Here is a 25686-nt window from a genome sequence, read left to right on the forward strand (position 1 = left end):
CGGATTCCGGCAGCCAGTCTTTTGGGGGAGCGCATGAAATTAGTCCGGCAACAGGTTTACCGTCAGCTGATCAGCCTGTACAGCTTTGTGTTAGTGCTGGTTTGGGGTCTGGCGATGTTCGAACTGGACCGCAATTACGAGGTTCAGCTCAACGATGTGAAATTCCGGACCCGTGCCGAGGCTGAACTCGCTGCAGAATATTCCGTTTCTGCGATTAAACGTATTGATGAACTGATTCTGGATTTGCGTGATGACTGGCAGGGAGACTGGGAACAGTTCGCTGATAAAGTCCGTAAGCGTCAGGATATCGTACAGGACATCACATTCCAGATTGCCATTATTAACAAAGATGGCATCATGGAATTTTCAAATCTGGCGAAACCGGATAACCGCGTCGATTTAAGCTCACGCCGGCATTTTCAGATTCACAAGAACCGCCCCGATACCGATGCGCTGTACATCAGTAATCCTTTATTGGGTAAAGTTTCACAAAAGTGGTCGATCCAGTTTACACGACCAATTATGAAACAGGGTCACTTTGACGGCGTGATTGTCCTATCCGTTGCCCCCGAACTGTTTACCTCAATACGTACAAAATTCAGTAATTCTGAAAACAAAGTCGTTTCTGTTGTTCGCGATTCTGGCGATATTCTTGCACGCTCACCGGACTTTGTTCAGTTTGCAGGGAAGGTCGTGAACACACAGGAATTTGCAGGTCCTGCTGCATTGCTTTCCGGAAATTTTCAGCGGCCCTCGCAAGTCGATAGCGTTGACCGGACATTTGGGTATAAACGGGTAAAAGATTATGAACTGACATTTCTGGTCGCAGAGCCTACCGGCATCATGACTGCGGCTTTTCAGTCTTACCGCAACACGGTGTACGGGTTTGCGGTTCTCGCCACCCTTTGCATCAGCGTTTTATTCTATTTTCTGTACCGTTCGCAACGGCATCTGGTATCGATTCAGCACCGGCTGGAAGAACGTGAAAAAACCCTGCGTACATCGCAGGAAATCGGTCAGATCGGCAGTTATTCGCTGGATTTGCAAACAAAGCAGTTTACCTGCTCTGATGCGATGTTCGGGCTGACCGGCTTTGATCCCGGTTTGCCGGTCAGCTTGCATGCCTGGCTGCATCTGATTCCGGCACAAGACCGCCGCCATATCATGCAATCGGTACGCAGCATGCTGTCTGCCACCGGGCGTTTTGAACTGGAATACCGTATCCGGCACTTGAATGATGGACAAACCCGCTGGCTGGCGACGTTCGGCCAGTATTACCGCGATGCGGATAACCGCCTGACCCGTGTAGTTGGTGTTGTTCAGGACATTACCGAGCGCAAAGTACGTGAGACTGAACTGACCAGCGCCAAAGAAATGGCGGAATCTGCGAATGTGGCGAAAAGCCTGTTTCTCGCATCGATGTCGCACGAAATCCGCACGCCGATGAATGGCATCATCGGCATGACCGATCTGATGCTGGAAACCCAGTTAAGCCGCGATCAGCAGCGCTACCTGAACCTGATCCGCTCCTCATCCGACACGCTGATGCGGATTATCGACGACATCCTCGATACCTCAAAAATTGAAGCCGGTAAGCTGGTGCTGGAACAAACCGAATTCGATATGTATTGCGTGCTGATGGAGGCTACCAAATCACTCGCGATACAGGCGGAAAAGAAAAAACTCGAACTGATAGCGGATATCGATATCAATTTGACCCACCAGTACCGCGGTGACCCGACCCGTATTCGTCAGGTCTTGTTCAACATTGTCGGCAACGCGATTAAATTTACTAAAGAAGGTGAAATCACCGTCATCGTGCGTCAGCAAAAATTGTCTGAAACCGAAGCAGAGCTGCATTTTGCAGTCATCGATACCGGCATCGGTATACCGGAAGATAAGCAAAAAACCATTTTCGAACTGTTTTCGCAGGCTGACAATTCTGTTACCCGCAAATATGGCGGTACGGGTCTGGGATTATCGATTTCCTCACGGCTGGTGGAAATGATGGGCGGCAAACTCTGGGTAGAAAGCGAAGCGGGTGTCGGCAGCACGTTCCATTTCACGCTGCGCTGCGAACTAACCAGTCTGCCATGCACTTTACCGCTGCCGACCGGCGAGTTCCCGGCATCCCGCACACTGATCGTGGACGACAACGCGCAATGTCGCCAGTTCCTGAGTCAGCAGATCAGCCAGTGGGGCAGTGAAGTGTCCAGCGCGGCAAATGCTCAGGAAGCGCTGACGCATATTCTGAACGCAGAATTTGCCGGTAAGCCGGTGGAATTGCTGATTTTAGATACCAATATGCCCGGCGTCAGTGGCTTTACCCTGCTGGAAAAACTCAGGGACAGCGGCTTATCACGCATGCCACCGGCCATTTTGCTGACGCTGTCATCCTCGTCGATAGAAATCGAACGCTACAGTGCATTCGGTGTGCGGCTGCATATTCCTAAGCCAGCCCTGCCGCTGGAACTGAAACAGGCAATTTACGCTATGCGTGACAAAGCCCAGCGTGCCGAAGAAGCCGGTTTGCCCGTGACGCAAGTAGCAGGTGCTGCTGCAGGGCAAGTTCACCGCTTATTACTGGTTGAAGATAATGCGATTAATCAGCAGGTTGCGCTGCGCTGGCTCAGCGGTGCAGGACATGAAGTTCTGGTCGCAGAAGACGGACAGCAGGCACTGAATATTCTGCGCGAACAAACCGTCGATCTGGTGCTGATGGATATGCAAATGCCAGTGATGGACGGTATCGAAGCGACACGCAGAATTCGTGCCGGTGAAGGCGGACAGCACCGCGCCGTGCCGATTGTTGCCATGACTGCTAATGTCATGCCGGCGGATGTGGAAGCTTGCTATCAGGCCGGTATGAATGCGTATATTTCAAAACCGATTCGCAAAGAAGTTTTGTTTTCAACCGTCAACGATATTCTGAATCATGCACCGGACGCCGCTGAAAAGCCTTTATCTGCAATGACCGACATTCAGTCAGACAATCAGCCTGCATTTGATTATGCAAACGCAATCCGCGAAACCGATGAAGAAGTTCTGGCGCTGATAGGCGGTGTCGCGCTGAAAAACATTCCGCCCAAGCTGGATGAATTGCGGATAGCACTGACGGAGGGTGATATCAAAGCAGGTGTCATGGCCGCCCATGCGCTGCGCGGCATGACGGGTTATTTCGGAGAAGGCCCGCTGAACACCTTCGCACTCAGCATAGAAAATGCGCTGAAAGCCGGTGACCTGCTGGTCGCCCGCCAGTATTTACCGGCACTGCAAACCGAAGAACGCCGTTTTATCGAAGCGCTGCATCAGCATTTAAATGCAGGTGCTGAAACTGCCTGAGATTACAAGGGATAGCCGCAGGTGCACGATCGCATCGAGCACCTTGCAGGCAAGCCGCAAAACAGGCAAACTCCGGCGCTCCGGCTAACCCTTTCAACCAGACTATGACCACATGCCGTGACCGCTGCGGCGCCTGCTGCATCGCCCCCTCCATTACCAGCCCGATTCCCGGTATGCCGAACGGCAAACCCGCTGGCGTGCGCTGCATACAACTGGGCGAAGATGAACGCTGTAAGATCTTCGGCCACCCAGACCGCCCCGCCTTCTGCGCCGGCCTGCAACCTTCCGCCGAGATGTGCGGCAACACCCGCGAACAGGCGATGTTCTGGCTGGCTGAGCTGGAGCGCGTAACTGCGCCGTTGTGATCCGGCTTGCAGCCAGTCAAATGAACGACAGGTGAGCGACAGGTGCATTAGATCTCCTCTGGCGCGCTACCAGGAATGACGCCACTCTGCTGGAACCGGGAAATACAAATCGTAGTGTTGAGCGGCTGCCAAAGTTAAGTTAGCCCGGAATCGCGCTGCATTCGTCAGTTACTCTTCTCCTGGATGCGTCAAGCAAATGATTTGCAAGGATATTTATTGTGCAGCAAAATCTTCCTTTTACTGTATTTATAAAATTTGCAAGATGATTTCTCTGCTGCTGACAATAATTGGTCTGACATTTTTATCTACATTGTTGACCGCAGCTGCATGCCGCACAGCGGGTGTAGCGATGCGGGAGGTCGCTTTGGGTGCCGGAAAAGCAGTTTTTCGCTACGGGATATTCAGTATTCGTTGTATTCCTGTTAGTGGCAGTGTCAGCTGCTGGCAGTCACAGGACTTAGATGCTGATGAAGCTGCTTTACGTGGCTCCGCCTTGTATGAAAATCAGCCCCGTCTGGTGCAGGCTATGATCATACTGTCCGGGAATCTGGGTTTAATTGCGCTGGCACTGCTACTGGCCGGGTCTGAAGGGTGGGACGCATTTATTTCCGGATTTTCTGAGTTTATATCCGGTGCGCTGAATCCGGAGCTTAACGGTGTCGAGTATTTGCAGTCCGCGCAATCGTATATAAGTACTCATCGCTGGCTGAACTACTTACCACTGGTCGCAGCAAAAGCAGCTGCCTGGAATTTATTGCCATTAAGCGCTTTAAATGGTGGTCAGATCATTATGATGTTACTGAGCCCCGGAAAAGTGCTGAAAAGCCTGTTTCACAAATACTCGAGCATATTACTGATGGTAATGCTTGCCTGCTGGCTGTTTGCATTGTTTCGCTGGTTGTATGGCCATTGATTTGCGCTGCACCGGTTTTTGATCTGAAGAATGCTTCAAAACACCCCAAATGCGGTGTTCAGCACAGCAACCCGGCGGTTGTCGGCAGAAAGTCCGGCTGTCCGTAAATTGCAGATGCGGATAGCTGCACAGGGATGTGCGGGTAGCGGAGGCTTCCGGCGCTGCGTCGTCTCGTCAGCTACGAAGAAATTTTGAGGAAATTTCCAAGAAAATTCCCGAGAAAATTCCGGGGATATTTCGAGTGAGGTTTGTCTTTTGCCCGCGCGCCGGTGGTTTGTTCGCAATGACAGTGCAGTTGCCGGAACCCGATAAATTCAATGAATTTAATAAAAGCAAAAAAAAAACGGGACAGGTGTTTCTCCTGTCCCGGCTGGCTAATCTGCTCGTTCGTTTTGGCCAGAATTACTTGATGGTGATGGTTTGGGTTGTAGTGGCGGTTTTACCGGCGGAGTCAGTGACAGTGATTTTCAGCGAGTAGGTGCCAGCGACCGGAGATCCCCAGTAAGAGTTGATGGTCAGGCCGGTCATCGAGAAGCTCATGCCCAGTGGTACGCCGGAGATGGATACCGATACCCATGCTGCACCCGGATCAGTGATACTGATACTGCCGCTCAGTGCTTTACCGACGCTGCCGGTAATTGCCGGTGCATTGATGGTGATGCCGTTGGCGGCGACATTGAAGACAACGCTGGCGCTGCCGCTGAGGCCGGTTTTACTGTCGGTTGCGGTGACGGTGACTGTATAAGTACCGGCTGCAGCAGGAACCCAGCTGATCACACCTGCAGTGCTGATGCTCATACCGGTTGGTGCGCCAGTCAGTTTGTAGGTCACAGGGTTGTAGGCAGTGACGGCAACGGTTTCGCTGACAGTTGCACCGACCAGTGTGCTGACTGTTTTACCGGTGACGACAGGAGCCGGTACGGCGCTGACTTTTACGCTGACAACTGCGCTGGCGGTGAAGCCGGTTTTGCTGTCTTTGGCTGTCACAGTGACGTTAAACGTGCCGAGTACAGGGGATGTCCAGCTGATCACACCTGCGCTGCTGATGGTCATGCCCGACGGTGCACCGGTCAGTGTGAATGTCACCGGATTTGGTGCTGTGTAGGCCACGGTGTAGCTCAGCGCCTGGCCAACCATGCCCGTGACTGTACCTGCAGTGACGGTTGGTGGTGGCGGGGCTGTTACGGTAACTGTGTACACGCCCTGACCAGTCAGACCGGTTTTGGTGTCAGTGGCTTTCACGGTCACAGAGTAGGTGCCTGCTACCGGTGTGCTCCAGCTGACGACACCTGCTGTCGTGATCGTCATACCGGCTGGTGCGCCAGTCAGGCTGTAAGTGACCGGATTCACAGCGGATACCGATGCGGTAAAGGTCAGCGGTGTGCCGGTGGTGCCGGAGATACTTGCACCATTGACGATAGGTGCTGCGACAGTGCCGCCATCATTCAGCAAAGTCAGCAGGTTGGTGACATTGGGTGTACCCAGACCGGTCAGCTGGTCGAAGCCGGTTTTTGCTGAGCAAGTGCCGCAAGTGCCGTGGGTGCCTGTGGTCACATCGAGGAAACCTTTGGCGTAGTTGGTGGCGTTGGTGGAGATAGTCTGGTACAGGGTGTTGTGCGTCTGACCAACGACTGCTTTACCGGAGGCGGTGCGGACAGCATTCGCCATGGCGACGATACCTGCCCATTGTGGTGTGGACATACTTGTACCGCCTGCACTGATCCAGTTGACGGTGGTGCTGCCAGGGTTGATGACGGCAACATATTGCCCGGTATTCGGATTCGCATTCATCGACACATCGGCCACGGTACGGCGTACCGGTGTGCCCATGCCCGGTACAACGCTGGTCTGGTAAGACGGTGTTGCTGTGTAAGCGCTGATGCCGCCGCCTGTACCGGACCATGCTGCTTCAGAGCGGGTGCCAGTGCCGGAGTAAGTCAGGCTGGTACCGCCGACTGCCAGTACTTTAGTCGAGACAGAAGGCCAGCTGACGGCCATACCGTTATCGCCGGTGGCTGCCAGATACGTCATTTTGGTGTTGGCGAATGCGGTATCAACAGAGCTTGTCCATGTGCCTTCGGCGGCGCCAAAGCTCATCGACACTGCACCCGGGCCCATCACATTAGCCAGATTCACACCGCCAACCAGACTGTTGATCGATGCATCCGGTGCTTCGATCAGAACGATACGTGCCAGTGGTGCAATGGCATGCGCCCATTGCACATCCAGACTGATTTCAGTTGCCCAGCCGGAGTTGTAGGCTGGTGCGGTATTGCTCAGACCGCCGGCCGCAGTGTTATAAGCGATAGCGAATTCACATGTGTTTGCTGCAGGCGCAGCCAGTGGCAGGGCGGTGCCGACAACATACTGTTTCGTGGTGCAACCCGGCAAGCCGAATTTGGTGTTGAATGCGGCCAGCTCGGCAGCGGCATTCGGGTTGTGGTAAGCATCAACGATGTAAATCGTCTGACCGGCACCGAACTGCGCTAACTGTGCAGCAGTTAAGCCAGTGAAGCTGGCTGGCAGGGCAGGCAGGTTATAGGCTGCGCGGACTTGTGCCGGTGTGTAGGTCGTAACCGCCGCAGTGATACCGGCGGCTGGCTGGAAGCGCGCCGCGCTGGCACTGCCGGTCTGTACGAATTCTTTGCGTGCAATCTGCGATACGGTCAGGCCACGGGTGGAAACGCTTTGCAGTGCAGCAGAAATACTCTGGGTATGTGCCGGCATGGATGCGGAAGCACCCGGACGCAACTGGTCTGCGTCGGACGGCTCATTCAGCAAAACCGGGGCAACGTGGAAAGTCGGTGCCGCTGTCAGCGCTTGCGCTTCAGCCGGTACGGTCGTTTCAGCAGGAACCTGTACTGTAAAGGAAGTTGTTGCGGTTGCAATACCTGCAGCAGTGGTGTTATTGGATTGTTGTGCTGTTGGTGTGCTGCTGCCACCACAGCCTGCCAGCCCGATCGCAGTGATCGTGGCCAGTGTGATAGTACTTGCAGAAAAAGTCTTAGGCTGCAAATAAGAAGAAATTGTCATGGTACGCTCCAGAGTTGGGGCGAGGACCACGCAGTCAGCCTGTACAGTCTTACAGACTGGCAACCCCGCTACCATTGCATCATGTGCTTTAGGCCGGAAGCTTTGCGTCCCCGATTTTCAACGGGTTTGCCCTCAAAAATAAAAACTACAACGCAAGTGTAGACTGTAACAATCGTTACGATTTAAGAATATTTGTTAAACATTGTAGCGATTGCTCAGAAACATGGTTACCTTAACCACGTTTCCGTTCAAAACCTTGTTATCCGGTCATTGATTTAAATAATTCTTACGAAAAAATTGCTGTTTACTTCACATTTAGCTGTTGCTGAAATACACAACGCTTGCATCGGAATGCTTGTTTTCAGGGCTTTTTGACCGCCGGATTGCAACAGTCAGTAACATCTCCGGAAACATTTGCCGGAGACCTTCATTTGTTGTTGAGATTGCACTGAAATGGTGCGAAATGCGGTGTTCTGCATAGCACTTGGCTGGTCGTCGGCAGAAAAGCTGGCGGAGCGAATTTGCCTGATGCGGATACCTGCACAATGAATGCCTGTAGCTCTTGGTTTTTACTTTGAATTTTTTACGCTTAACTTTTTAAGCTTCACTGTTTGCTCTGAATGGCTACCTGAACGGCGATCCGGAACTCAAACCAAATCGCAACCTGAATCACAACCCGAACTGCGACTTTTTCCGTGCTTTTATTCAGTCACTAATGATCAGCCACCAATGATCTGCCATCACCGGAAGTGTCGCATCAGCCGCTGCCTTCATCAGCCCGATGTTCTGTCCTTCCGTCGCCATGCCATGGTCTGACTGACAGCCTGCTAGTTCAAAAGGACTAGCGCAGGCCGCAATATAACTAGCGCCGGCTGGTCTTCCGGTGAATAGGCAAAATTGTGCCGCTCTCTAGAATCTGATAGTGCCACTAACAGAATAAGTGAGAGAAAAAATGGCTACATCTGTGCCACCCTCTGCACCCGTTGCAGAATCAAAAAAATACTTTGTGCTCGGCAGCAGTACGCTGGCATTCACCGTCTGTTTCACCATCTGGATGATGTTCGGTGTGGTCGGTATTCCGATCAAAACCGCGCTGCAATTAAATGAAACCCAGTTCGGTTTGCTGACTGCCATGCCGGTGCTGACCGGTTCGCTGGTGCGGGTACCGCTCGGTATCTGGACCGACCGTTTCGGCGGCCGCATCGTGCTGTTTATCCTCATGCTGAGTACCGTCGTTCCGATTTACATGATCAGCTACGCCACCGAATACTGGCACTTCCTGGTGCTGGGTTTGTTTGTCGGTCTGGCCGGCGGCTCTTTCTCGGTAGGTACACCGTATGTTGCACGCTGGTTCAAACCGGAACGTAAAGGTCTGGCGATGGGAGTGTTCGGTGCCGGTAACTCCGGTGCAGCCGTCAATAAATTCGTTGCGCCGGTCATTATCGCCAGCGCTGGCTGGATGATGGTGCCAAAAGTCTACGCGGCGCTGATGCTGGGTACGGCAATTCTGTTCTGGATTTTTTCTGCATCTGATCCTTCCCATCAGGTGACTTCGAAAGAAAGTCTCGGTCAGCAACTGGCCATGCTGAAAGACTCACGCGTGCTGCGTTACTGCCAGTATTACTCCGTGGTGTTTGGCGGTTACGTTGGTCTGAGCTTGTGGATGGTGAAGTACTACGTCACCGAATACGGTCTGGATATGAAACATGCGGCGCTGCTGGCTGCTTGCTTCTCCTTACCCGGTGGTGTGCTGCGCGCGCTCGGTGGCTGGTTGTCTGACCGTTACGGTGCTTACAAAGTGACATGGTGGGTGATGTGGGTATGCTGGGTCGCATTCTTCCTGCTGTCGTATCCGCAAACCGATTTCACCGTGATCACCGTTAAAGGCCCGCAAACCTTCCATATCGGTATCGGCGTAGAAGCCTTCACCGCCCTGATGTTTACCGTCGGTATTGCGATGGCGGTTGGTAAAGCCTCGGTCTTCAAATTTATCTCGGATGAGTATTCCAGCAATATCGGCGCGGTATCCGGCATCGTTGGTCTGGCCGGTGGTTTGGGTGGCTTCATTCTGCCAATCATCTTTGGTGCAGCGCTGGATCTGACCGGCGTGCGCAGTTCCTGCTTCATGCTGTTGTACGGCACCGTTTGTGTGTCGCTGGTGGGGATGCATTATCAGTTCCGTCGCGAATCCATGCTGTCTGCACAAGCAGCACTGGCTAAAGCGTAATTTTATTAATCAGGAGTTAACATGAGCCGCACAATAACCCACTGGGAACCGGAGCACGCCGAATTCTGGCAGCGCACCGGCAAACAAGTTGCGAACCGCAATCTGTGGATTTCCATCCCTTGTCTGATGCTGTCATTTTCTGTCTGGATGCTGTGGAGCGTGGTCGCTGCCAATCTGGACAAAGCAGGTTTTCAGTTCAGCAAAGATCAGTTATTTTTTCTGACAGCGCTGCCCGCTTTGTCAGGTGCCACACTGCGCATTTTTTACTCGTTTCTGGTGCCGGTGTTCGGTGGCCGCCGCTGGACAACGATCTCTACCGCCAGTTTGCTGATTCCGGCTATTGGTATGGGTATGGCACTGAAAGATCCGACCACCAGCTACACCACTTTACTGGTGCTGGCGCTGCTGTGCGGTCTTGGCGGCGGCAACTTCAGTTCCAGTATGGCGAATATCAGCTTCTTTTTCCCGAAAGCCCGCAAAGGTTACGCGACAGGGATGAATGCCGGTATCGGTAATCTGGGTGTTTCCGTTGTGCAGTTCCTCACACCGATGGTGATTTCCGGCGCAGTGTTCGGTGCCAGTATTTCCGGCAGCGGCTTTGAATTTCTGAATCCGAAAACCCATCAGACAGCAACGTTCTGGCTGGCGAATGCAGGCTTTATCTGGGTGATCCCGATTGTGATTGCCACCATCGCTTCGTGGCTGTTCATGAACGATATTGAATCTGCCAAAGCATCATTTGCAGATCAGGCTGTGATTTTCAAACGCAAACACAACTGGCTGATGTGCTGGCTGTACATCGGTACCTTTGGTTCTTTCATCGGTTTTTCCGCCGGTTTTGCGATGCTGATCAAATCGCAGTTCCCTGAAATTGATGTCGCGAAGTTTGCCTTCCTCGGCCCTTTGGCTGGTGCACTGGTGCGACCTATCGGCGGTATTATTTCCGACAAAATCGGCGGCGCACGCTTAACCTTCTGGGTTTTTGCAGCAATGAGCGCAGTCATCGTGGCAGGCATTGTGCCTGCGCTTCACAGTCATGATTTCACGATTTTCCTGGCATCCTTCCTTGGGATGTTCATTCTGACAGGTCTTGGTAACGGTTCAACTTTCTGCATGATTCCGATCATTTTCCAGCAAATGAAAGAACGTGCTGCTGAAGGTCAGGGACAGCAGGCGATGGTACAGGCACGTCAGGAAGCTTCGAAAGAATCTGCTGCAGTTCTGGGTTTCTCCGGCGCGATTGGTGCTTACGGTGGTTTCTTCATCCCGCAAAGTTTCGGTACATCCATCAAAATGACCGGTAGCCCGGACATGGCTTTGTACACCTTCGTCGGCTTCTATATTACCTGCCTCGTCATTACCTGGTGGTTCTATTCCCGCAAAGGCGCAGAAATGCCTTGCTGATCATCACTGTTGTGGCACTTGTGGTATTTCCCCCTCGTCGCAGAGGGGGTTTTTGTTTGTTGTTCGTATATTCAGGATACAGGTTAGCCACACGCAATAACCGAAATAGTCTTTACTGTCCATAGAACAGATGTTCCATAGCTTGTCATTTGCCGCCCGCATAGCATAGTCCGGTCAATCAAAAATCTGCACGGAGAAACGGATGAATCAGAAACTGATGTGCGTTGCGATCGCTGCTGTCATGCTGGCAGCCTGCTCGAAAAAACAAGAAACAAGCGCTTCCTCTGTCGATTCGGCAGCACAGCCTCAGGTGCAAGCAGCCAGTGCTGCAGCACCGGAACAAAAGGCAAAGCCAGCTTCTGCAGCACCAAAGGCGGATAAATCCGTACCGTTCAGCAATTATCAAAAACTGACTGACGGCAAACAGCTGATGTTTGCGTATTACGCTGCGTCAACAGCACCAGTTGAATACGAAAAAGTTGCCGCCATTCTGGAACCGCAAAAATATGTCTATGAGCAGGACGAATTCAAACGCCGCGACGTACTGGCAGCGTTAAAACCACAAATTGATGCTGCAGTTGAAAAAGCAAAGCAATCGAAATACTACAAAATCGCGGTCGGCAGTTCCTCTGATCTGGATAAATACGATTTTGAATCGAAATCTTTTCTGTGTAAGTCGGTACCTTACGATGGTGCAACTCAGTTCTTCACCGACGGTACAAACGAATACCGGTTCACATTTGCGAACGGCGAAGGTTTCCGTAAATTTAAAATCGACAATGAAGAACTCGCGCGCAAAATTGAAGGTTTGAGAACAAAATATAACAGCTTCGAAGTTGTAGCTTACTTCTTCGCAGGCGACACCAAAATCGGTGAAAAAACGATCAGTGGTGAACTGATGAAACTGCAGATCGTTGACAAAGCCGGCAACGTACTGGCAGAGCAATGATGAAAAAAACCATCCTGGGAATCGCCGCAACCGCTTTGCTGGCCGGCGGCGCATTCGCACAAAACCTGGACCGTGATCTGCGCAAAGCGGTCGATGGTTACACCGCACTGGTCGCTAATTTGCAGGCGAATAATAATTTGCCGCAGATTGAATGGTCTTCCTATGTGAAGACGACCGATGTGGATGAAGCGTGGACAGTTTCGGCCATTCCGGGTTTGTTCGCATTCCGTCACATTGCGCCGAATATGGATAAAAACCCGGCGGAATTTGAAAAATGGATGAAGAACAAAGGTTATCTTTTCGAGTCCCGCGCGATCGTGTTGTTTTTGCCGAACGGCGCTGGCTTTATCACACGCACCGGTATGTTTAAAAAGAATCCGGATGCGCTGATTGTTTACGATAAAGATAAAGGCTATCGCAACGGTGCGGATGCCTTACCGTATCTGGCGCAGATTCTCCCGCATCTGCATCTGGATGATTTGCCGAAAGTCGGCAGTAAAAAACCGACTTTTGTACTGATCAGTAGTCCGTCTTGCCCGTATTCAGCAGCGCTGGATCCGAAACTGGTGGAAAGCGGACTATCGTTCCGCGTTAACGTCACCTTCGGCGTTAATCCGATGAAAGATTATCCTTATGTAAACCGGGTCTACTGCGCGAAAGACAAAGTTGCCGAATGGCGTAAACAAGTCGCTACCAAGCCGCTGCCGGACATCAAAATGTTTGATGCCCAATGTGACCGTCAGGAACTGGCACGCTACGAAACCGCTGACCTGAACCTGCTGACCGGCGAAAACCTGCCAACGCCATCCTTTGTATTTGCCGACGGTACTATTTTGTCCGGTGCTGATAAGCTGGAGCAAGTCAAACAAAAATCGCAGGAAATGGAAAGAAAGAAATTGTTCTTCCAGTAAAGGTATTACCGCTATCTGCAAAAAGCCCTTCTGCGCAAGCAGCGGGGCTTTTTTCTTCCTTTTCCGTATACATCTCTGTCAATTCTTTACCATTTCTCCGGATATTCTCTGCACAGCGAGGCCAGGGCCGAACTTCAGAAAATACGTCGGATATTGATTCGGTAAAGCAGCAAAGACGCAGACTGTTTGTAATGGCAAGCGGACTGTGCCGACGAAGAGTTTGAATCCTGCCCGATGCTGCAGTCCGGCGTAATTCTGTTTTCAATCATCCTGTCAGCCGATAAACTACGCGCGATTTGCAGCCGGTGAAGTGCTGAGTCACAAATAGTCGTCTGAACAGGAGACCTGTATGAAACGCAGAACCATCTTAAAAGCCGGAGCCGGTTTATCGCCTTTACTGTCTCTGAGCGCACTCGCAGCATTTCCTGGCGGGCAAAAAAAGTCAGCGCAGGTGCTGGTCATCGGTGCCGGGATTGCCGGTCTGGCCGCCGCAAAGCAGTTACGCGACGCAGGTATTGACGTCATCGTACTGGAAGCCCGCGACCGTACCGGTGGCCGTATTCATACCTATGCCAACTGGCGCGGTCCGGCGCTGGACATTGGTGCATCGTGGATACACGGTGCCGGACCTGCCAATCCGATTGCAAAACTGGCTCGTAAAATCGGTGCACGTACCGTAACGACGGAATATGAAAAAGCGGAACTGTACAATGGTGATGGTTCTGCGCTGAACAGCCGCGATGAAAAGAAAATCGACAGCATCCGTAAAGAAGTGAATCAAGCTATTGCTGAGCAAAGCCGCCGTGGCCCGGATTCATCATTGCGTAAGCTGGTGTATGCAGAAACGGATTATGAAACACGCTCAGCACTGGAACAGCGCATCATTGATTTCACACTGAACTCAAATTTTGAGCACGATTACAGCGGCTCGGCTGACCAGTTATCACGCTTATGGTTTGATGATGGCAGTTCTTATACCGGCGACGAAGTGCTTTTCCCGGATGGATATCGAGTCATTACCAACGCACTGGCAGAAGATCTGGATATTCGTTTGCGTCACGAGGTCACCGCAATACATTATGGTGAAAAAGAGGGCGTCAGTATTGAAACCACACAGGGAGTATTTACCGCAAGCTCGGTGATTGTGACTTTGCCGCTCGGTGTGCTGAAGGCAGGTAATGTGCAATTCACGCCCGCATTGCCACTGCAAAAACAGGCGGCTATCGGTCAGCTCGGTTTTGGCGTACTGAACAAATGCTGCCTGCTGTTCCCTGAAACTTTCTGGAATAAAAATCTGGACTGGCTGAATCATTTACCACGCACCGGTCATGCCGGTGAATGGGTGGAGTGGGTCAGCTTTGCGCGTCCTACCGGTAAGCCTGTGCTGATGGGCTTTAATGCTGCAGAGTTTGGCAGCCGGATTGAAGCATGGAGCGATGAGAAAATCATCCGGAGTGCAGTCTCCACGCTCAGCACCATGTTCGGTAAACCCATTGCCATGCCGCTGGATGCGGTGATCACCCGCTGGAATTCAGATCCGTTTGCACGCGGTTCGTATTCTTTTAATGCAGTCGGTTCCACACCGGCACAACGCGATGATCTGGCGCGTAACGTAGCGGGAAAAGTATTTTTTGCCGGTGAAGCTACTGAAAAAAAATATTATCAGACCGTACATGGCGCTTATCAGTCCGGCTTACGCGCTGCCGGTGAAATTCTGAAGCAGAAGATTCGGCGCTGAGCCGAATCGTCGTCAGATCGCTTTGGATAAATTGCAAAGGCATTACTGCCTGGTACATTCCGATCAAGGATCTTTTCGCCAATTTGCGGGCTTGCATCTTAGTAAACAAGAACCGGAAACACCCTGACGGAATCAGTTTTTCTGTTTCGGGCCGTAAACAGGCAACCTTGTGTTTGCCATTGGAAATGGAAGAGATACGAGAGCAGTTATGTGGCTAAGCTATGCAGGCGATTTTTCATGCCTTCTGAGAACCAAAGCGACTGATCATGATTGACAATGAATGCGTCTATATGCGGAAGGTTTGCCAGCATCTGGCGACCGCGTGCGCTGCCTGTCACCATAATCGCTGCACCAAGGCCATTTATATCCTTCAGACTGGAAGGCGTATGACGAACTACCAGAGCCAGACCATGCGGACCACGGGTTGGCAATCCAGTGCCCGGATTCAGAATATGGTGCTGACGCTGCCCCTGCTCAAAGAAATAGCGTTCGTAATCGCCCGATGCAGCAACAATGCCGTCACTGAGTTCTATTTGACCAAGAAGGCGTTCCGGCTGGCGCGGATCACGTAGTCCTATACGCCATGGGTGTTGATTCAGCTGTCCTTTAACAAAAACATCTCCGCCACCGTTCAGCATGGCATGCTCAATTCCCATACTTTCTATGACCCGTAAACCGGCTTGCAAAATAGGAAGTTTGGCGATGCCGCCTAAATCCAAACGCATACCTCTTTGCTGCAAAAAGGCTGTCCCGTGCTCCTGGTCCAGAATCAAATGCTGTGCGTCAACGAGCTGACGTTGTTGTGCCAGCTCAGATGAGGCTGGGCTCTGGTTGTGCGTGCCGTCAAAATGCCAACCCTGATATGCGCCGACAGTCGGATCGAAAGCACCATGACTTTGCTGTGAGCGTTCTTTCGCCATGCGTAACACGCTGAACAACTCCGGAGGTACCGGAATCGGACGCAGACCTGACGCGTAGTGCAGGGCATTGACCACGGATGTCGGATGAAAACGGCTCATCATTTGTGAAAGTCTGTCCATCTCCTGCATCGCGGCATTTGCTGCCAATTTCAATGCAGCAGGATCGCGTCCCTGCAAGCAGATTTCCAGTTGTGTACCCATCATGTTCTTAGCGATCCGCAGGATATCGCTTTGAACCGGAGGCGCAGCAATGGCGACGCCACAGACGAACGCAGGCAACGACAACACCAGACGACGCCGTTGTTGAAAGTAGGGATCGTTACGGCTTGCTGAAGCAGGGTGTTGTCGCATTACAGAATCCTCACAAAATTGATTAACGTGACTGATTCACCATGAAGTCCACACCGGCTTTAACTTCATCATCGCTGAGTGCTGCCGCACCGCCGCGTGCTGGCATTTGTCCTTTTGCGCCGGTAAAACCTTCTAATGCATGTTTATACAAAACATCCATACCTTGTTGAATTCGGGGAGCCCAATCTGCTTTATCACCGGGTTTCGGTGCGCCGGCAACGTTCGCCGCATGGCACATAGAGCAAGTTGAACCGTAGACTTTTTTCCCCACCGGATTTTCAGCAACTGTCGGTGTTGCCGGGCTGGCAGGGGTTGTGCTGCTGGCAGACGGACTGGATTCTTTGGTGGTTGTATTTTCAGCAGATTTGTTACAGGCACTCAAAGACACTGCAGCGATGAGTAAGCCTAAGATTAGCGTCGTTTTTTTCATTTTTAAATCCTCATTATGGCGAAATAGCGTGTACCGGATATCGGTCTGAATACTTGAAAAGATACATTAAATGCGTATGGAGAATTTTCAACCAATATCAGGCTTGTAGTAAATCAACCTGAAATAACAAATTGAACCGCGTATGTATTTTCTTGACTCGCGTCAATTATTTTTAATGCATGTCAGTAGCATGATTCGGAATGCATTCATCAATTCTCACAAAAGTCATTTTCTGAAAAATACAAATAAAACCTGATATCAGGAATTTTTTTTTGAAAATATCATTTTGAGTGCCGGGCATTTACGGCTAAAAACGGGAATTAGATTCGTCTTTGAAATACATGGATTTCAACTTGTTTTCCGATTTTTAAGTGGGTATTCGTACTGTTGACATGAGAGGTTAGTAATGAGCGAAGATAAAAAATTAAAAAGTGGTAGTACAGCATTGACGAGTCGTCGTAGTTTTCTGAATACTGCTGCAATAGCGAGCCTTGGTGGTCTGGTTGCCTGCTCTGAAAAACCCTCTTCCATGGCAGCTTCGGCAGCAGGATCGGCCAGTGCGCATGCACAGGGAAGTTCGAATCCTGCGCATTTAAAGCCGGGTGAGCTGGACGAATACTATGGTTTATGGAGTGGCGGCCACACAGGTGATATGCGTGTTCTGGGCATCCCGTCCGGAAGAGAAATTTTACGTATTCCTTGTTTCGTACCTGATGCTTTGGTTGGCTGGGGTATCACAAACGAATCTAAGAAAGTGATGGGAACCAAACCTGACGGTAGCTTGAAATATACTGTTGCCGACACTCATCACACCCATGCCTCTTATAAAGACGGGAATTATGATGGGCGCTATGCGTTCATCAATGACAAAATTAATTCAAGAATTGCACGTATCCGACTCGATTATTTTATTTGTGACAAAATTACTGAGTTGCCTAATGTGCAGGGTTTTCACGGAATTTTCCCGGATAAACGCGATCCGGTTGACCAGAAAATTAACTATACCACCCGTGTTTTTTGTGGTGGTGAGTTCTCTGTGCCATTGCCAAATGTCGGTACAGATGACAGTAGCCAGTATCGTTCACTGTTCTCTTGTGTGGATGCAGAAACAATGGAAGTTCGCTGGCAGGTGCTGATTGATGGTAATTGTGATCTGGTCGCGACTTCATACGATGGTAAGCTGGCAGCAACCAATCAGTACAATACTGAAATGGGCGTGCATTATGAAGATATGATGTCAGCCGAACGTGATGCCTGCTTGTTTTTTAACGTTGCGCGTATTGAAGAGGCGGTTAAAGCCGGAAAATTCAAGACAATCGGCGATTCAAAAGTACCTGTCGTTGACGGAACTCATGCTGCGAACAAAGATGCAAAAACTGCATTAACAGCATATGTCAGCGTACCTAAAAACCCGCATGGTGTTAATGCCAGCCCGGACGGAAAATATTTCATTTGTGCTGGTAAGTTGTCACCAACGGCTACGGTGATTGAGCTGTCCAGAGTGCTGGACTGGTTTGATGGAAAACTGGAAAAAATCGACGGTGCGATTGTCGCTGAAGTAGAGCTAGGACTGGGCCCTTTGCATACAGCGTTTGATGGCCGTGGAAATGCTTTTACGACTTTATTCCTGGATTCGCAGATTGTGAAATGGAATGTGGCTGAAGCGATTAAATTCCACAGTGGAGATAAAACAGCGAAGTACGTGGTTGACAGGCTCGATGTTCAGTATCAGCCAGGCCACTTAAATGCATCGCAATCTGAGACAAAGGCAGCGGATGGTAAATATCTGGCTGTAGGTTGCAAATTTTCGAAAGACCGCTTCCTGCCGGTTGGACCTTTACATCCGGAGAATGAGCAGTTAATCGATATTTCCGGCGAGAAAATGGTTCTGATGGCAGATCACCCTGTACGTGGTGAGCCGCATGATTTCATCATTTTTAAACGCGATCTGGTACGTCCGAAGCAAGTGTACGATCTGGATGAATTTCCGTTAGCAGTAAAAGATGCCAAAGATTCCGGTGTGGTCAGAAACGGTAAAAAGGTGACAGTCAAGCTGACATCTTTGGCACCGGCATTCAGTATGCGTGAATTCAAACTGAAGAAAGGTGATGAAGTTACGCTGATTTTAACAAATCTGGACAAGATCGAAGATCTGACTCACGGCTTCGCTATTCCTAAATACAATATTAATTTCATTGTCAATCCACAAGAAACCGCCTCGGTTAGCTTTATTGCTGATAAACCGGGTGTGTTCTGGTGTTATTGCACCCATTTCTGTCATGCACTGCATCTGGAGATGCGTACACGCATGATCGTTGAAGCTTAACCGGTAGTTGTAGCTCAGGTGGCGTTTGACCTAGGTCGGGCGCTACCTTTTTTATTTTAAAGCACATCAAATCAGCGAAATTTAAAAATTCAGGTTAATTCAAGATTTTAGAAAAGTAGTGAAATGTTCTTTGATAAGTTTTAATGAAAAAACGGAGCTTCGTTTATATCAAACGGTTCCACGTATAAAAACGTAAGCATTCTGCAGACCAGCGTCGTGAAAACGAATCTGCGTACGGCTGAAGTTTTCCGCAGTATATCGGTGGTATAGCGGATTGTCTGAAGATTGAATTCGTGAGGAAATGAGTATGGTTTTCAGGTGTATGAGTGGCGTGTCCGGCAGGTCATCCGGATGGATGGCAATGTGTATGCAAATAATTTCCTGTCTGATGATATACGGGCTCATGCCTGCATTCAGCTATGCCAGTACAGGTGCGTATGAAGCAGTACTGCCCGAAAATCTGAAAACAGCAAAAGACATGTGCGCGCTGGTGCCGTGCGGAGAAGTATTTCCTGATGCGGCATCGTTCTCAGAGCGCCTAGGAAATCCCCCATATGTTGAAGCATACAGCGAACAAGGCGGACAAAAAAAACTGATCGGCTATGTGATGTTGTCCACCGATATTACTGACACGCCAGCGTATTCCGGTAAGCCTGTCGTTACCCTGATTGGTATGGATATACAGGGAAAATTTGTCGGAATCAAAGTGCTAAAGCATTCCGAGCCAATTTTATTACTGGGTATTCCTGAGTCTGCTTTACTGAAATTCAATCAGCAATACATAGGAAGATCCGTTGCCGACAAGATCGAAGTTGGTCCAAGTCGTCCAGCAGAAGGGATACTCGGAGTCGATGCAATTTCCGGTGCAACCGTGACAGTGATTGTGCAGAATCAGGTCATGATGGCTGCCGGAACGGCGGTGGCGAAGCAGGTTGGGATTCTGGCACCTACGGTGAGATTGCAACCGGATTACAAGATAAAAAATAAGAAATATAGCTGGAACGAGCTTGCTAGCCTGGGCAGTATAAAGAAAATTCTGGTGCATACGGAGCAGGTAGGTCTTCCTAAATCAGATACGCCATTTATTGAAATGTGGTTCGGAGATCTGAATCATCCGGACGTTGGTATCAGTCTGCTGGGGGAAGATAATTACCAGAATTTGCGTGCGCATCTGAAGGAAGGTGAACATGCGATTTTTATTATACGCAGCAATGGGAATGAATCTTTTAAAGGGTCAGGCTTTGTGCGCGGTGGTATGTATGACCGGATACGGGTAAAGCAGGGCGCTGATTCTTTTACATTCCGTGATTTAGATTACGTGAACTTATATGGTGTAAAGGCACAGGGTGCACCCGCATACAATGAATCCGCGATTTTCATCATTCGTTCTCAGGCGTTTTCACCAGCATATCCATGGACTCTTGCTTTTCTCGGTAATCGGATTGATCGTGCAACCGGCACAAAAAGTTTTGCTAATTTTGAGCAAACTTTGTGGCTGGCAGATGAATTGCTTATTGGAGGGCGGCCTCAGGCTGATACGGCCGATGCTGCATGGATAGGTATCTGGAAAAGTCGTGCACTGTCTATCGCTCTGTTTGTTCTGTTACTGACGTCAGTGACAGTTGCCTATGCCTTCCGTGAAAAACTGACTCGTCGTTCCACTCTTAAGAATAAATGGCCGGTCAATCTCTTTAAATACAGCGCGTGGGTATTGAGTATTGGTTTTGTGGGCTTCGGTGCAATGGCGCAACCTTCCATTACACAGGTGCTGACCTGGTTTCATTCCATTTTGTTCCAGTGGACGTGGTCACTGTTCCTGAGTGATCCGTTTATTTTCGTATTCTGGATTTTTATTATTCTGACCGTTTTTCTGTACGGACGAGGCTTGTTCTGCGGATGGCTTTGCCCGTTTGGATCACTCTCTGAGGCACTGTATAAGGTGGCTGGAAAAATCGGTCTGAAGCGTTTTCAGTCGCATGTTCCGCATGCTGTTCATGAAAAATTGAAGTGGCTGAAATACGCGATATTTCTTGGACTGTTATCGGTTTCCCTGTTCTCCATGGGGCTTGCCGAAGTATTGGCGGAGGTTGAACCCTTTAAGACCACCTTTCTGGTCGGTATCACACATCGTGCATGGCCTTATGGTTTGTTCGTATGCGTATTGCTTGCTGTTTCGTTGTTTATCGAGCGGCCTTATTGTAAGTACATTTGTCCTCTGGGCGCAGCGCTTGCCATTCCCAGCACATTTCGCTGGTTTGGTCTGAAACGTAAGCAGGACTGCAACTCCTGTAAGGCCTGTGCAGTTGGCTGCGGTTCACTGGCAATTGATAAGAATGGCCGTATTGATCATCGTGAATGCCTGCATTGCCTCGATTGTATGGTTCTGTACACCGAACCACATGCTTGCCCGCCTTTGGCGAAAGAGCGGAAGCAACGCGAGAAAGCGGGCCTCAGAATGACACCGATCGGAAAAGATGGCTATTTCATTCCGATACAAGAAATCAGGAATGTGCCGAAGGCTGGCCCTGATCCGCGTATGGCAAGCGAACCTGTTTATCCGGCACACTTAACTCAGTCTCGCGGATGGGTGTGGCTGATGCAGGAGCTGAAGCATCATCTGTGGCCATGGCAACGCACTGCCTGGCAAAAAAATAAAATCTGGCAATTGACTGGATTCGTTGTTGCCGGTGGCGTGAGTCTGGCATGGATTTTTGCGGCAATGGGAAGGCTGGAGTCAGGGGTGATCATTGCATTGTGGTTCGGCTGGAGCATGTATGAGCTTGTGCTGCGTATGCTGAGCCAGCGTTATGTCAAAGAAGGTCCCTGGTGGCGCACACAATACCGTTACGCCAGCCTGATGGATATGTTCAGTTATGTCTGTTTTAAAAATCTGATTATCGGTGCAGGCTTGTTCTTAATACTCAAATTTTTTGCCGATCTGAACGTATGAGAATTTCTCTGAAAAGATGGTATGTGCTACTGCTGTTTGTGTTTTGGGGGAGCACCGCGGCCATTACTCATGCCAAGACAGTATTAGTGAAAGCAGGAAGCTCATTGCAGGATGCGATTTCCGAGGCGCAGGAAGGAGATGTGCTGGAGATTGAACGTGGTGTTTATGTCGGAAATTTTCTGATTAATAAACGACTGACCTTGCGTGGTCTGCGAAGACCCACGCTGAGTGGCGGTATGCGTGGCGATACCATTCGGGTAACAGCGCCCGATGTTGTTCTGGAGGGATTAATCGTGCGTGATTCCGGTGACAGCTTAAAAGATCAGAATGCGGGAATTTATATATATCCGGGGGCACACCGTGCTGTTGTCCGGAACAGTGATCTGACATATAACCTGTTTGGTTTATGGATAGAGAAGTCAAATGATGTGTTGATCGAAGCTAATATCATTACAGGAAAGCGTGACTACAATTCTTCTCAGCGCGGAAACGGTGTTCAGTTATATAACACCAATGGCGCGAAAATTATCAATAACCATATTAGTTTTGTGCGCGATGCTTTATATGTTGATGTCTCACATCATGCGCTTTTTAAAGGGAATAAATTGCATCACAGCCGGTACGGCAGTCATTACATGAATTCCTACTATAACGTGTGGGAAGACAATGACAGTTACTATAACCGCGGCGGATTGGCGCTGATGGAGACACGCGATCAGATCGTCAGAAATAACCGCACCTGGGGCAATTCAGATCACGGCATCATGCTGCGTACCATTCAGGATTCTGTGATCGAAAATAATATTATTGCGGGCAATAACCGGGGTTTGTTTATTTACGATGTTGGTTATGTCACGCTGAAAAATAATCTTGTGGTTGACAACCGTGTTGGTGTGCATTTGTCTGCGGGTTCTAATTATAACCAGGTAGAGGGTAACGACTTCGTCGCAAATCGCGAGCAAGTCCGCTATGTCGGCGCAAAAGATGAAATATGGGGCGTGCGCACAGGAAATTACTGGAGTAACTATGTCGGCTGGGATCGTAATGGTGATCAGCGCGGCGATTTGGCATACGAGGCAAATGATCTGGTTGACAGAATGAACTGGCGCTATCCGAGCTCTCAGTTGCTGGCGGGAAGTCCTGCGGTGCAGGTATTGCGTGGTGTTTCACAGCAATTTCCGGTTTTGCGTGTTCCCAGTGTTGTGGACCCGCATCCGCGTATGCACCCCGGCAATAACAATATTGGCCTTTGGTTTGGAATGCATTATCCGGGAATGTAGAACGATGAACATGGAAACGAAGGAAGTTTGCGCGCTGTTGGCAGATTCAGCGCCCCAGAGTGAAAACGTCAGCGTGATACAAGTGCGCGACGTTAGTAAGCAGTATGGCGATCTGAGCGCGGTAAAGAACGTGAATTTATCGGTGCATCCTGGCGAGATATTTGGCCTGATCGGTCACAACGGTGCCGGAAAAAGCACGCTGTTTAAAATGTTGCTTGGGTTGATTGTTCCCAGTTCAGGGGAGTTACTGATTAATGGTAAATCGGTACAGGGTCGCCATTTCCGGCAGGTACGGCGTCAGATCGGCTATCTGCCCGAAAATGTGGTTTTATACGATAACTTAAATGGTCTGGAAACCTTGCAGTTCTTTGCAAAACTGAAAGGTATGAACGGGCCGGATAGCCGCAATCATTGTCTCGAAAAGCTGACCGAAGTGGGGTTGGAGCACGCGGGCAGCAAGCCAGTCCGCGAGTATTCGAAAGGGATGCGTCAGCGACTCGGTTTCGCTCAGGCATTGCTCGGGCAGCCCGAAGTACTTTTTCTGGATGAGCCTACCAATGGACTGGATCCGCAGGCGATACGTGACTTCTATACAGTGCTCAACACACTAAAGCAGCGCGGCGTGACGATCATGATCACCTCACACATTCTGGCTGAGTTACAGGAGCGGGTGGACAGACTGGCGATTATGGCTGCCGGACAAATACAGGCAATCGGCAGTATTGATCAGTTACGAAAAAAAGCCCACCTGCCTTTAACTATGCGGGTAGTCATTGCTGCACACAATATCAGCAAGCTGGAAGCTCAGCTCAGTGTTTTTTCCAATCGCGGCGTCAGTACTCGGATCACTGCCGACGGATTGCAAGTGCATTGCCCGCGTTCATACAAAATGCAGGTGCTGGAAAAAATGATGGAAATTCCGGGTCTGGTGCAGGATGTTCATTTGCAGGAAGCGACACTGGAAGAAGTTTTTTTCGGAATATCAGATTAGGAAACCATGATGGAATGGATGCAGGTATTCACGCTGGCCGGTAAAGAATTTCGTGACCGCTTAAGAAATCGCTGGGTACTGGTGGTTGCGCTGGTATTTACCGTATTTTCTCTGGTGATCACTTACTTTGGTGGTGCGCAGCAGGGGCAGGTCGGCATGAAGTCCATTGAAATCACGATCACCAGTCTGGTCAGTCTGGTGATCTATCTGATTCCTTTGATTTCACTGCTGCTTGGTTTCGACACCATCGTTGGCGAACGAGAAAGAGGCTCACTGGACTTACTGTGTGCTTTGCCGGTGACACGATTTGAAATTCTGCTCGGCAAATATCTGGGGTTGGCGGCGACACTGACAGTTTCTCTGACACTGGGTTTTTCACTTGTCGCGTTACTGATGCTACAGCAGTTTGGCTGGTCGGGCTTGAGCGCTTACTTATCATTTATGGGTAGTTCTGCGCTTCTGGGGCTGGCTTTTTTAAGTATGGCAGTTTTGCTTTCTGTGGTGACCAGAGAGCGTACCCGCGCATCCGGGCTAGCCATCGCCTTGTGGTTTTTCTTCGTTCTTGTTTTTGATTTGTTGCTGCTTGGTGCGCTGGTCACCACGAGCGGGCATTACGGGGCAGATATCTTTGCTTATCTGCTGTTACTGAATCCGACTGATGTGTTCCGGATTATTAACATTTTTTCGCTGGATGATATCCGTACTACTTATGGCTTCAGCAGCATTATTCCTCCACTGCTGGCAAAGCCCTGGGTAATGGTTCTGGTGATGCTGCAGTGGATAGTTCTTCCTGTATGGCTGGCACAATGGAGATTTAAATCGTGAAATTCAAAAAAAAAGAAGTTTTTGGCTCTTACATCCTTGCGGCATTCGCATTGACCGGAGTTCTGAGTTTAAGTGCTTGTGACGAAGATAAGGCGGCCAGACAAGCGGCTGCTAAAGAAATTACAGAAAAAGAGATCTGCAGTCTGGACGGTATGACGCTGGCGGATTACCCGGGACCAAAAGCCCAGATTAAGTACGAGGGAGAAAAAGAAGTTAGCTTCTTTTGCGACACCATCGAGTTTTTTCATGCGGTTCTCGCGCCGGAACAAGTACGCAAAATCGAAAGCATGTATGTGCAGGATATGGGCAAAGCTAACTGGGATAATCCGCGTGAATACTGGATGGACCCGTCAAACGGCTATTACGTCGTTGACAGTAAGCGTCAGGGTTCTATGGGGCCGACCATCGCCAGTTTTTCTCAGGAAGCCGATGCAAAAAAATATATGAGCGAATGGGGTGGAAAATTGTTGCGGTTCAAGGAAATCAATAAAGGTATGGTGGATTTAAGCGGCGGCGCATTACACGACGAAAAAATGTAATTTCAGATTATTGCTTGCTGCTCCCCGTCTCTGTTCGTCACTGACAGCAATCGGGCACCGTGATCTGCACCGGCAAATAAGTGACACGGAAGGGGCGTGAAATGCCTTGAACGGTACTTTAAATATGGCCCCGAAAGTTACCGCCAGTACCTGATCAGATGGCAGTAATTTCCGCTGCGGGCAACGGTGTTG

The 25686-nt window shown here is 50.0% G+C and carries 17 protein-coding genes and 1 riboswitch; of the genes, 14 read left to right on the forward strand and 3 right to left on the reverse strand.

Translation table 11 applies throughout. From position 1 onward, the window contains the following. The first annotated feature begins 33 nt into the window (after window positions 1-33). The 3 genes from KDM89_RS22840 (at window position 34) to KDM89_RS05920 (ending at window position 4620) form a co-directional block, all read left to right on the forward strand. A complete protein-coding gene (locus KDM89_RS22840; RefSeq protein WP_212687015.1) occupies window positions 34-3342 on the forward strand; it encodes a response regulator in 3309 nt (1102 codons plus the stop codon). Between the two features lie 104 nt (window positions 3343-3446). After that, window positions 3447-3707 carry a YkgJ family cysteine cluster protein gene (locus KDM89_RS05915; RefSeq protein WP_212687016.1) on the forward strand — a complete coding sequence of 87 codons (261 nt, stop codon included), beginning with the start codon at window positions 3447-3449 and terminating at the stop codon, window positions 3705-3707. A gap of 196 nt (window positions 3708-3903) precedes the next feature. Further along, window positions 3904-4620 carry a site-2 protease family protein gene (locus tag KDM89_RS05920; RefSeq protein WP_212687017.1) on the forward strand — a complete coding sequence of 239 codons (717 nt, stop codon included), beginning with the start codon at window positions 3904-3906 and terminating at the stop codon, window positions 4618-4620. A gap of 402 nt (window positions 4621-5022) precedes the next feature. Here KDM89_RS05920 and KDM89_RS05925 read toward each other — a convergent pair whose 3' ends face one another. Beyond that, a complete protein-coding gene (locus KDM89_RS05925) occupies window positions 5023-7653 on the reverse strand; it encodes a S53 family peptidase (RefSeq protein WP_212687018.1) in 2631 nt (876 codons plus the stop codon). A 55-nt stretch (window positions 7654-7708) separates the two neighbouring features. Beyond that, window positions 7709-7794: riboswitch (cyclic di-GMP riboswitch) on the reverse strand. 811 nt (window positions 7795-8605) lie between these two features. Here KDM89_RS05925 and KDM89_RS05930 point away from each other — a divergent pair. From KDM89_RS05930 to KDM89_RS05950, 5 genes are all read left to right on the forward strand, one after another. Next, a complete protein-coding gene (locus tag KDM89_RS05930; protein WP_212687019.1) occupies window positions 8606-9880 on the forward strand; it encodes an MFS transporter in 1275 nt (424 codons plus the stop codon). Between the two features lie 21 nt (window positions 9881-9901). Continuing rightward, a complete protein-coding gene (locus KDM89_RS05935; RefSeq protein WP_212687020.1) occupies window positions 9902-11284 on the forward strand; it encodes a NarK family nitrate/nitrite MFS transporter in 1383 nt (460 codons plus the stop codon). Window positions 11285-11486: 202 nt separating this feature from the next. Then, complete coding sequence (locus KDM89_RS05940) at window positions 11487-12233, forward strand: DUF4852 domain-containing protein (RefSeq protein ID WP_212687021.1); 747 nt, start codon at window positions 11487-11489, stop codon at window positions 12231-12233. Next, a complete protein-coding gene (locus tag KDM89_RS05945) occupies window positions 12230-13144 on the forward strand; it encodes a thioredoxin domain-containing protein (RefSeq protein ID WP_212687022.1) in 915 nt (304 codons plus the stop codon). The genes KDM89_RS05940 and KDM89_RS05945 overlap by 4 nt, the downstream gene beginning before the upstream one ends. 349 nt (window positions 13145-13493) lie before the next feature. Further along, window positions 13494-14882, forward strand: a complete 1389-nt coding sequence (locus KDM89_RS05950) for a flavin monoamine oxidase family protein (RefSeq protein ID WP_212687023.1) — start codon at window positions 13494-13496, stop codon at window positions 14880-14882. A gap of 206 nt (window positions 14883-15088) precedes the next feature. Here KDM89_RS05950 and KDM89_RS05955 read toward each other — a convergent pair whose 3' ends face one another. Both KDM89_RS05955 and KDM89_RS05960 read right to left on the reverse strand, forming a co-directional pair. Beyond that, the gene (locus tag KDM89_RS05955) at window positions 15089-16153 is read right to left on the reverse strand and encodes an FAD:protein FMN transferase (RefSeq protein WP_212687024.1); all 1065 of its coding nucleotides are present in this window, start codon (window positions 16151-16153) and stop codon (window positions 15089-15091) included. A gap of 22 nt (window positions 16154-16175) precedes the next feature. Next, window positions 16176-16583 (reverse strand): c-type cytochrome, encoded by a 408-nt coding sequence (locus tag KDM89_RS05960; protein ID WP_212687025.1) that lies wholly within the window; start codon window positions 16581-16583, stop codon window positions 16176-16178. A 406-nt stretch (window positions 16584-16989) separates the two neighbouring features. Here KDM89_RS05960 and nosZ point away from each other — a divergent pair, with 406 nt between their 5' ends. The 6 genes from nosZ to KDM89_RS05990 all read left to right on the forward strand — a co-directional run bounded on the left by nosZ (window position 16990) and on the right by KDM89_RS05990 (window position 25494). Further along, entirely contained in the window at window positions 16990-18909 is a 1920-nt protein-coding gene (gene nosZ, locus KDM89_RS05965) for a TAT-dependent nitrous-oxide reductase (protein WP_212687026.1), read from the forward strand. Window positions 18910-19276: 367 nt separating this feature from the next. Continuing rightward, window positions 19277-21859, forward strand: a complete 2583-nt coding sequence (locus KDM89_RS05970; RefSeq protein WP_438947504.1) for a 4Fe-4S binding protein — start codon at window positions 19277-19279, stop codon at window positions 21857-21859. Beyond that, window positions 21856-23139 carry a nitrous oxide reductase family maturation protein NosD gene (locus KDM89_RS05975; protein WP_212687027.1) on the forward strand — a complete coding sequence of 428 codons (1284 nt, stop codon included), beginning with the start codon at window positions 21856-21858 and terminating at the stop codon, window positions 23137-23139. Before KDM89_RS05970 ends, KDM89_RS05975 begins: the two co-directional genes overlap by 4 nt. A 4-nt stretch (window positions 23140-23143) precedes the next feature. Further along, window positions 23144-24130: an ABC transporter ATP-binding protein gene (locus tag KDM89_RS05980; RefSeq protein WP_438947505.1), complete on the forward strand. Its 987-nt coding sequence runs from the start codon at window positions 23144-23146 to the stop codon at window positions 24128-24130. A gap of 9 nt (window positions 24131-24139) precedes the next feature. Then, the gene (locus KDM89_RS05985; RefSeq protein ID WP_212687193.1) at window positions 24140-24955 is read left to right on the forward strand and encodes an ABC transporter permease; all 816 of its coding nucleotides are present in this window, start codon (window positions 24140-24142) and stop codon (window positions 24953-24955) included. Next, on the forward strand, window positions 24952-25494 hold the full coding sequence (locus KDM89_RS05990; protein ID WP_212687028.1) for a nitrous oxide reductase accessory protein NosL: 543 nt from the start codon (window positions 24952-24954) through the stop codon (window positions 25492-25494). Before KDM89_RS05985 ends, KDM89_RS05990 begins: the two co-directional genes overlap by 4 nt. Window positions 25495-25686 lie beyond the last annotated feature (192 nt).

It is taken from the genome of Cognatundibacterium luofuense (assembly GCF_018139685.1).
Taxonomy (GTDB): Bacteria; Pseudomonadota; Gammaproteobacteria; order Burkholderiales; family Burkholderiaceae_D; genus Undibacterium; species Undibacterium luofuense.

What these genes read in the sequence shown, in the direction of transcription:
- KDM89_RS05970 (WP_438947504.1), top strand. Translation starts at nt 19,277, where the DNA reads ATGCAAATAATTTCCTGTCTGATGATATACGGGCTCATGCCTGCATTC.
- KDM89_RS05955 (WP_212687024.1), bottom strand. Translation starts at nt 16,153, where the DNA reads ATGCGACAACACCCTGCTTCAGCAAGCCGTAACGATCCCTACTTTCAA.
- KDM89_RS05935 (WP_212687020.1), top strand. Translation starts at nt 9,902, where the DNA reads ATGAGCCGCACAATAACCCACTGGGAACCGGAGCACGCCGAATTCTGG.
- KDM89_RS05940 (WP_212687021.1), top strand. Translation starts at nt 11,487, where the DNA reads ATGAATCAGAAACTGATGTGCGTTGCGATCGCTGCTGTCATGCTGGCA.
- KDM89_RS05930 (WP_212687019.1), top strand. Translation starts at nt 8,606, where the DNA reads ATGGCTACATCTGTGCCACCCTCTGCACCCGTTGCAGAATCAAAAAAA.
- KDM89_RS22840 (WP_212687015.1), top strand. Translation starts at nt 34, where the DNA reads ATGAAATTAGTCCGGCAACAGGTTTACCGTCAGCTGATCAGCCTGTAC.
- nosZ (WP_212687026.1), top strand. Translation starts at nt 16,990, where the DNA reads ATGAGCGAAGATAAAAAATTAAAAAGTGGTAGTACAGCATTGACGAGT.
- KDM89_RS05945 (WP_212687022.1), top strand. Translation starts at nt 12,230, where the DNA reads ATGATGAAAAAAACCATCCTGGGAATCGCCGCAACCGCTTTGCTGGCC.
- KDM89_RS05920 (WP_212687017.1), top strand. Translation starts at nt 3,904, where the DNA reads ATGATTTGCAAGGATATTTATTGTGCAGCAAAATCTTCCTTTTACTGT.
- KDM89_RS05980 (WP_438947505.1), top strand. Translation starts at nt 23,144, where the DNA reads ATGAACATGGAAACGAAGGAAGTTTGCGCGCTGTTGGCAGATTCAGCG.
- KDM89_RS05960 (WP_212687025.1), bottom strand. Translation starts at nt 16,583, where the DNA reads ATGAAAAAAACGACGCTAATCTTAGGCTTACTCATCGCTGCAGTGTCT.
- KDM89_RS05925 (WP_212687018.1), bottom strand. Translation starts at nt 7,653, where the DNA reads ATGACAATTTCTTCTTATTTGCAGCCTAAGACTTTTTCTGCAAGTACT.
- KDM89_RS05950 (WP_212687023.1), top strand. Translation starts at nt 13,494, where the DNA reads ATGAAACGCAGAACCATCTTAAAAGCCGGAGCCGGTTTATCGCCTTTA.
- KDM89_RS05915 (WP_212687016.1), top strand. Translation starts at nt 3,447, where the DNA reads ATGACCACATGCCGTGACCGCTGCGGCGCCTGCTGCATCGCCCCCTCC.
- KDM89_RS05975 (WP_212687027.1), top strand. Translation starts at nt 21,856, where the DNA reads ATGAGAATTTCTCTGAAAAGATGGTATGTGCTACTGCTGTTTGTGTTT.
- KDM89_RS05985 (WP_212687193.1), top strand. Translation starts at nt 24,140, where the DNA reads ATGGAATGGATGCAGGTATTCACGCTGGCCGGTAAAGAATTTCGTGAC.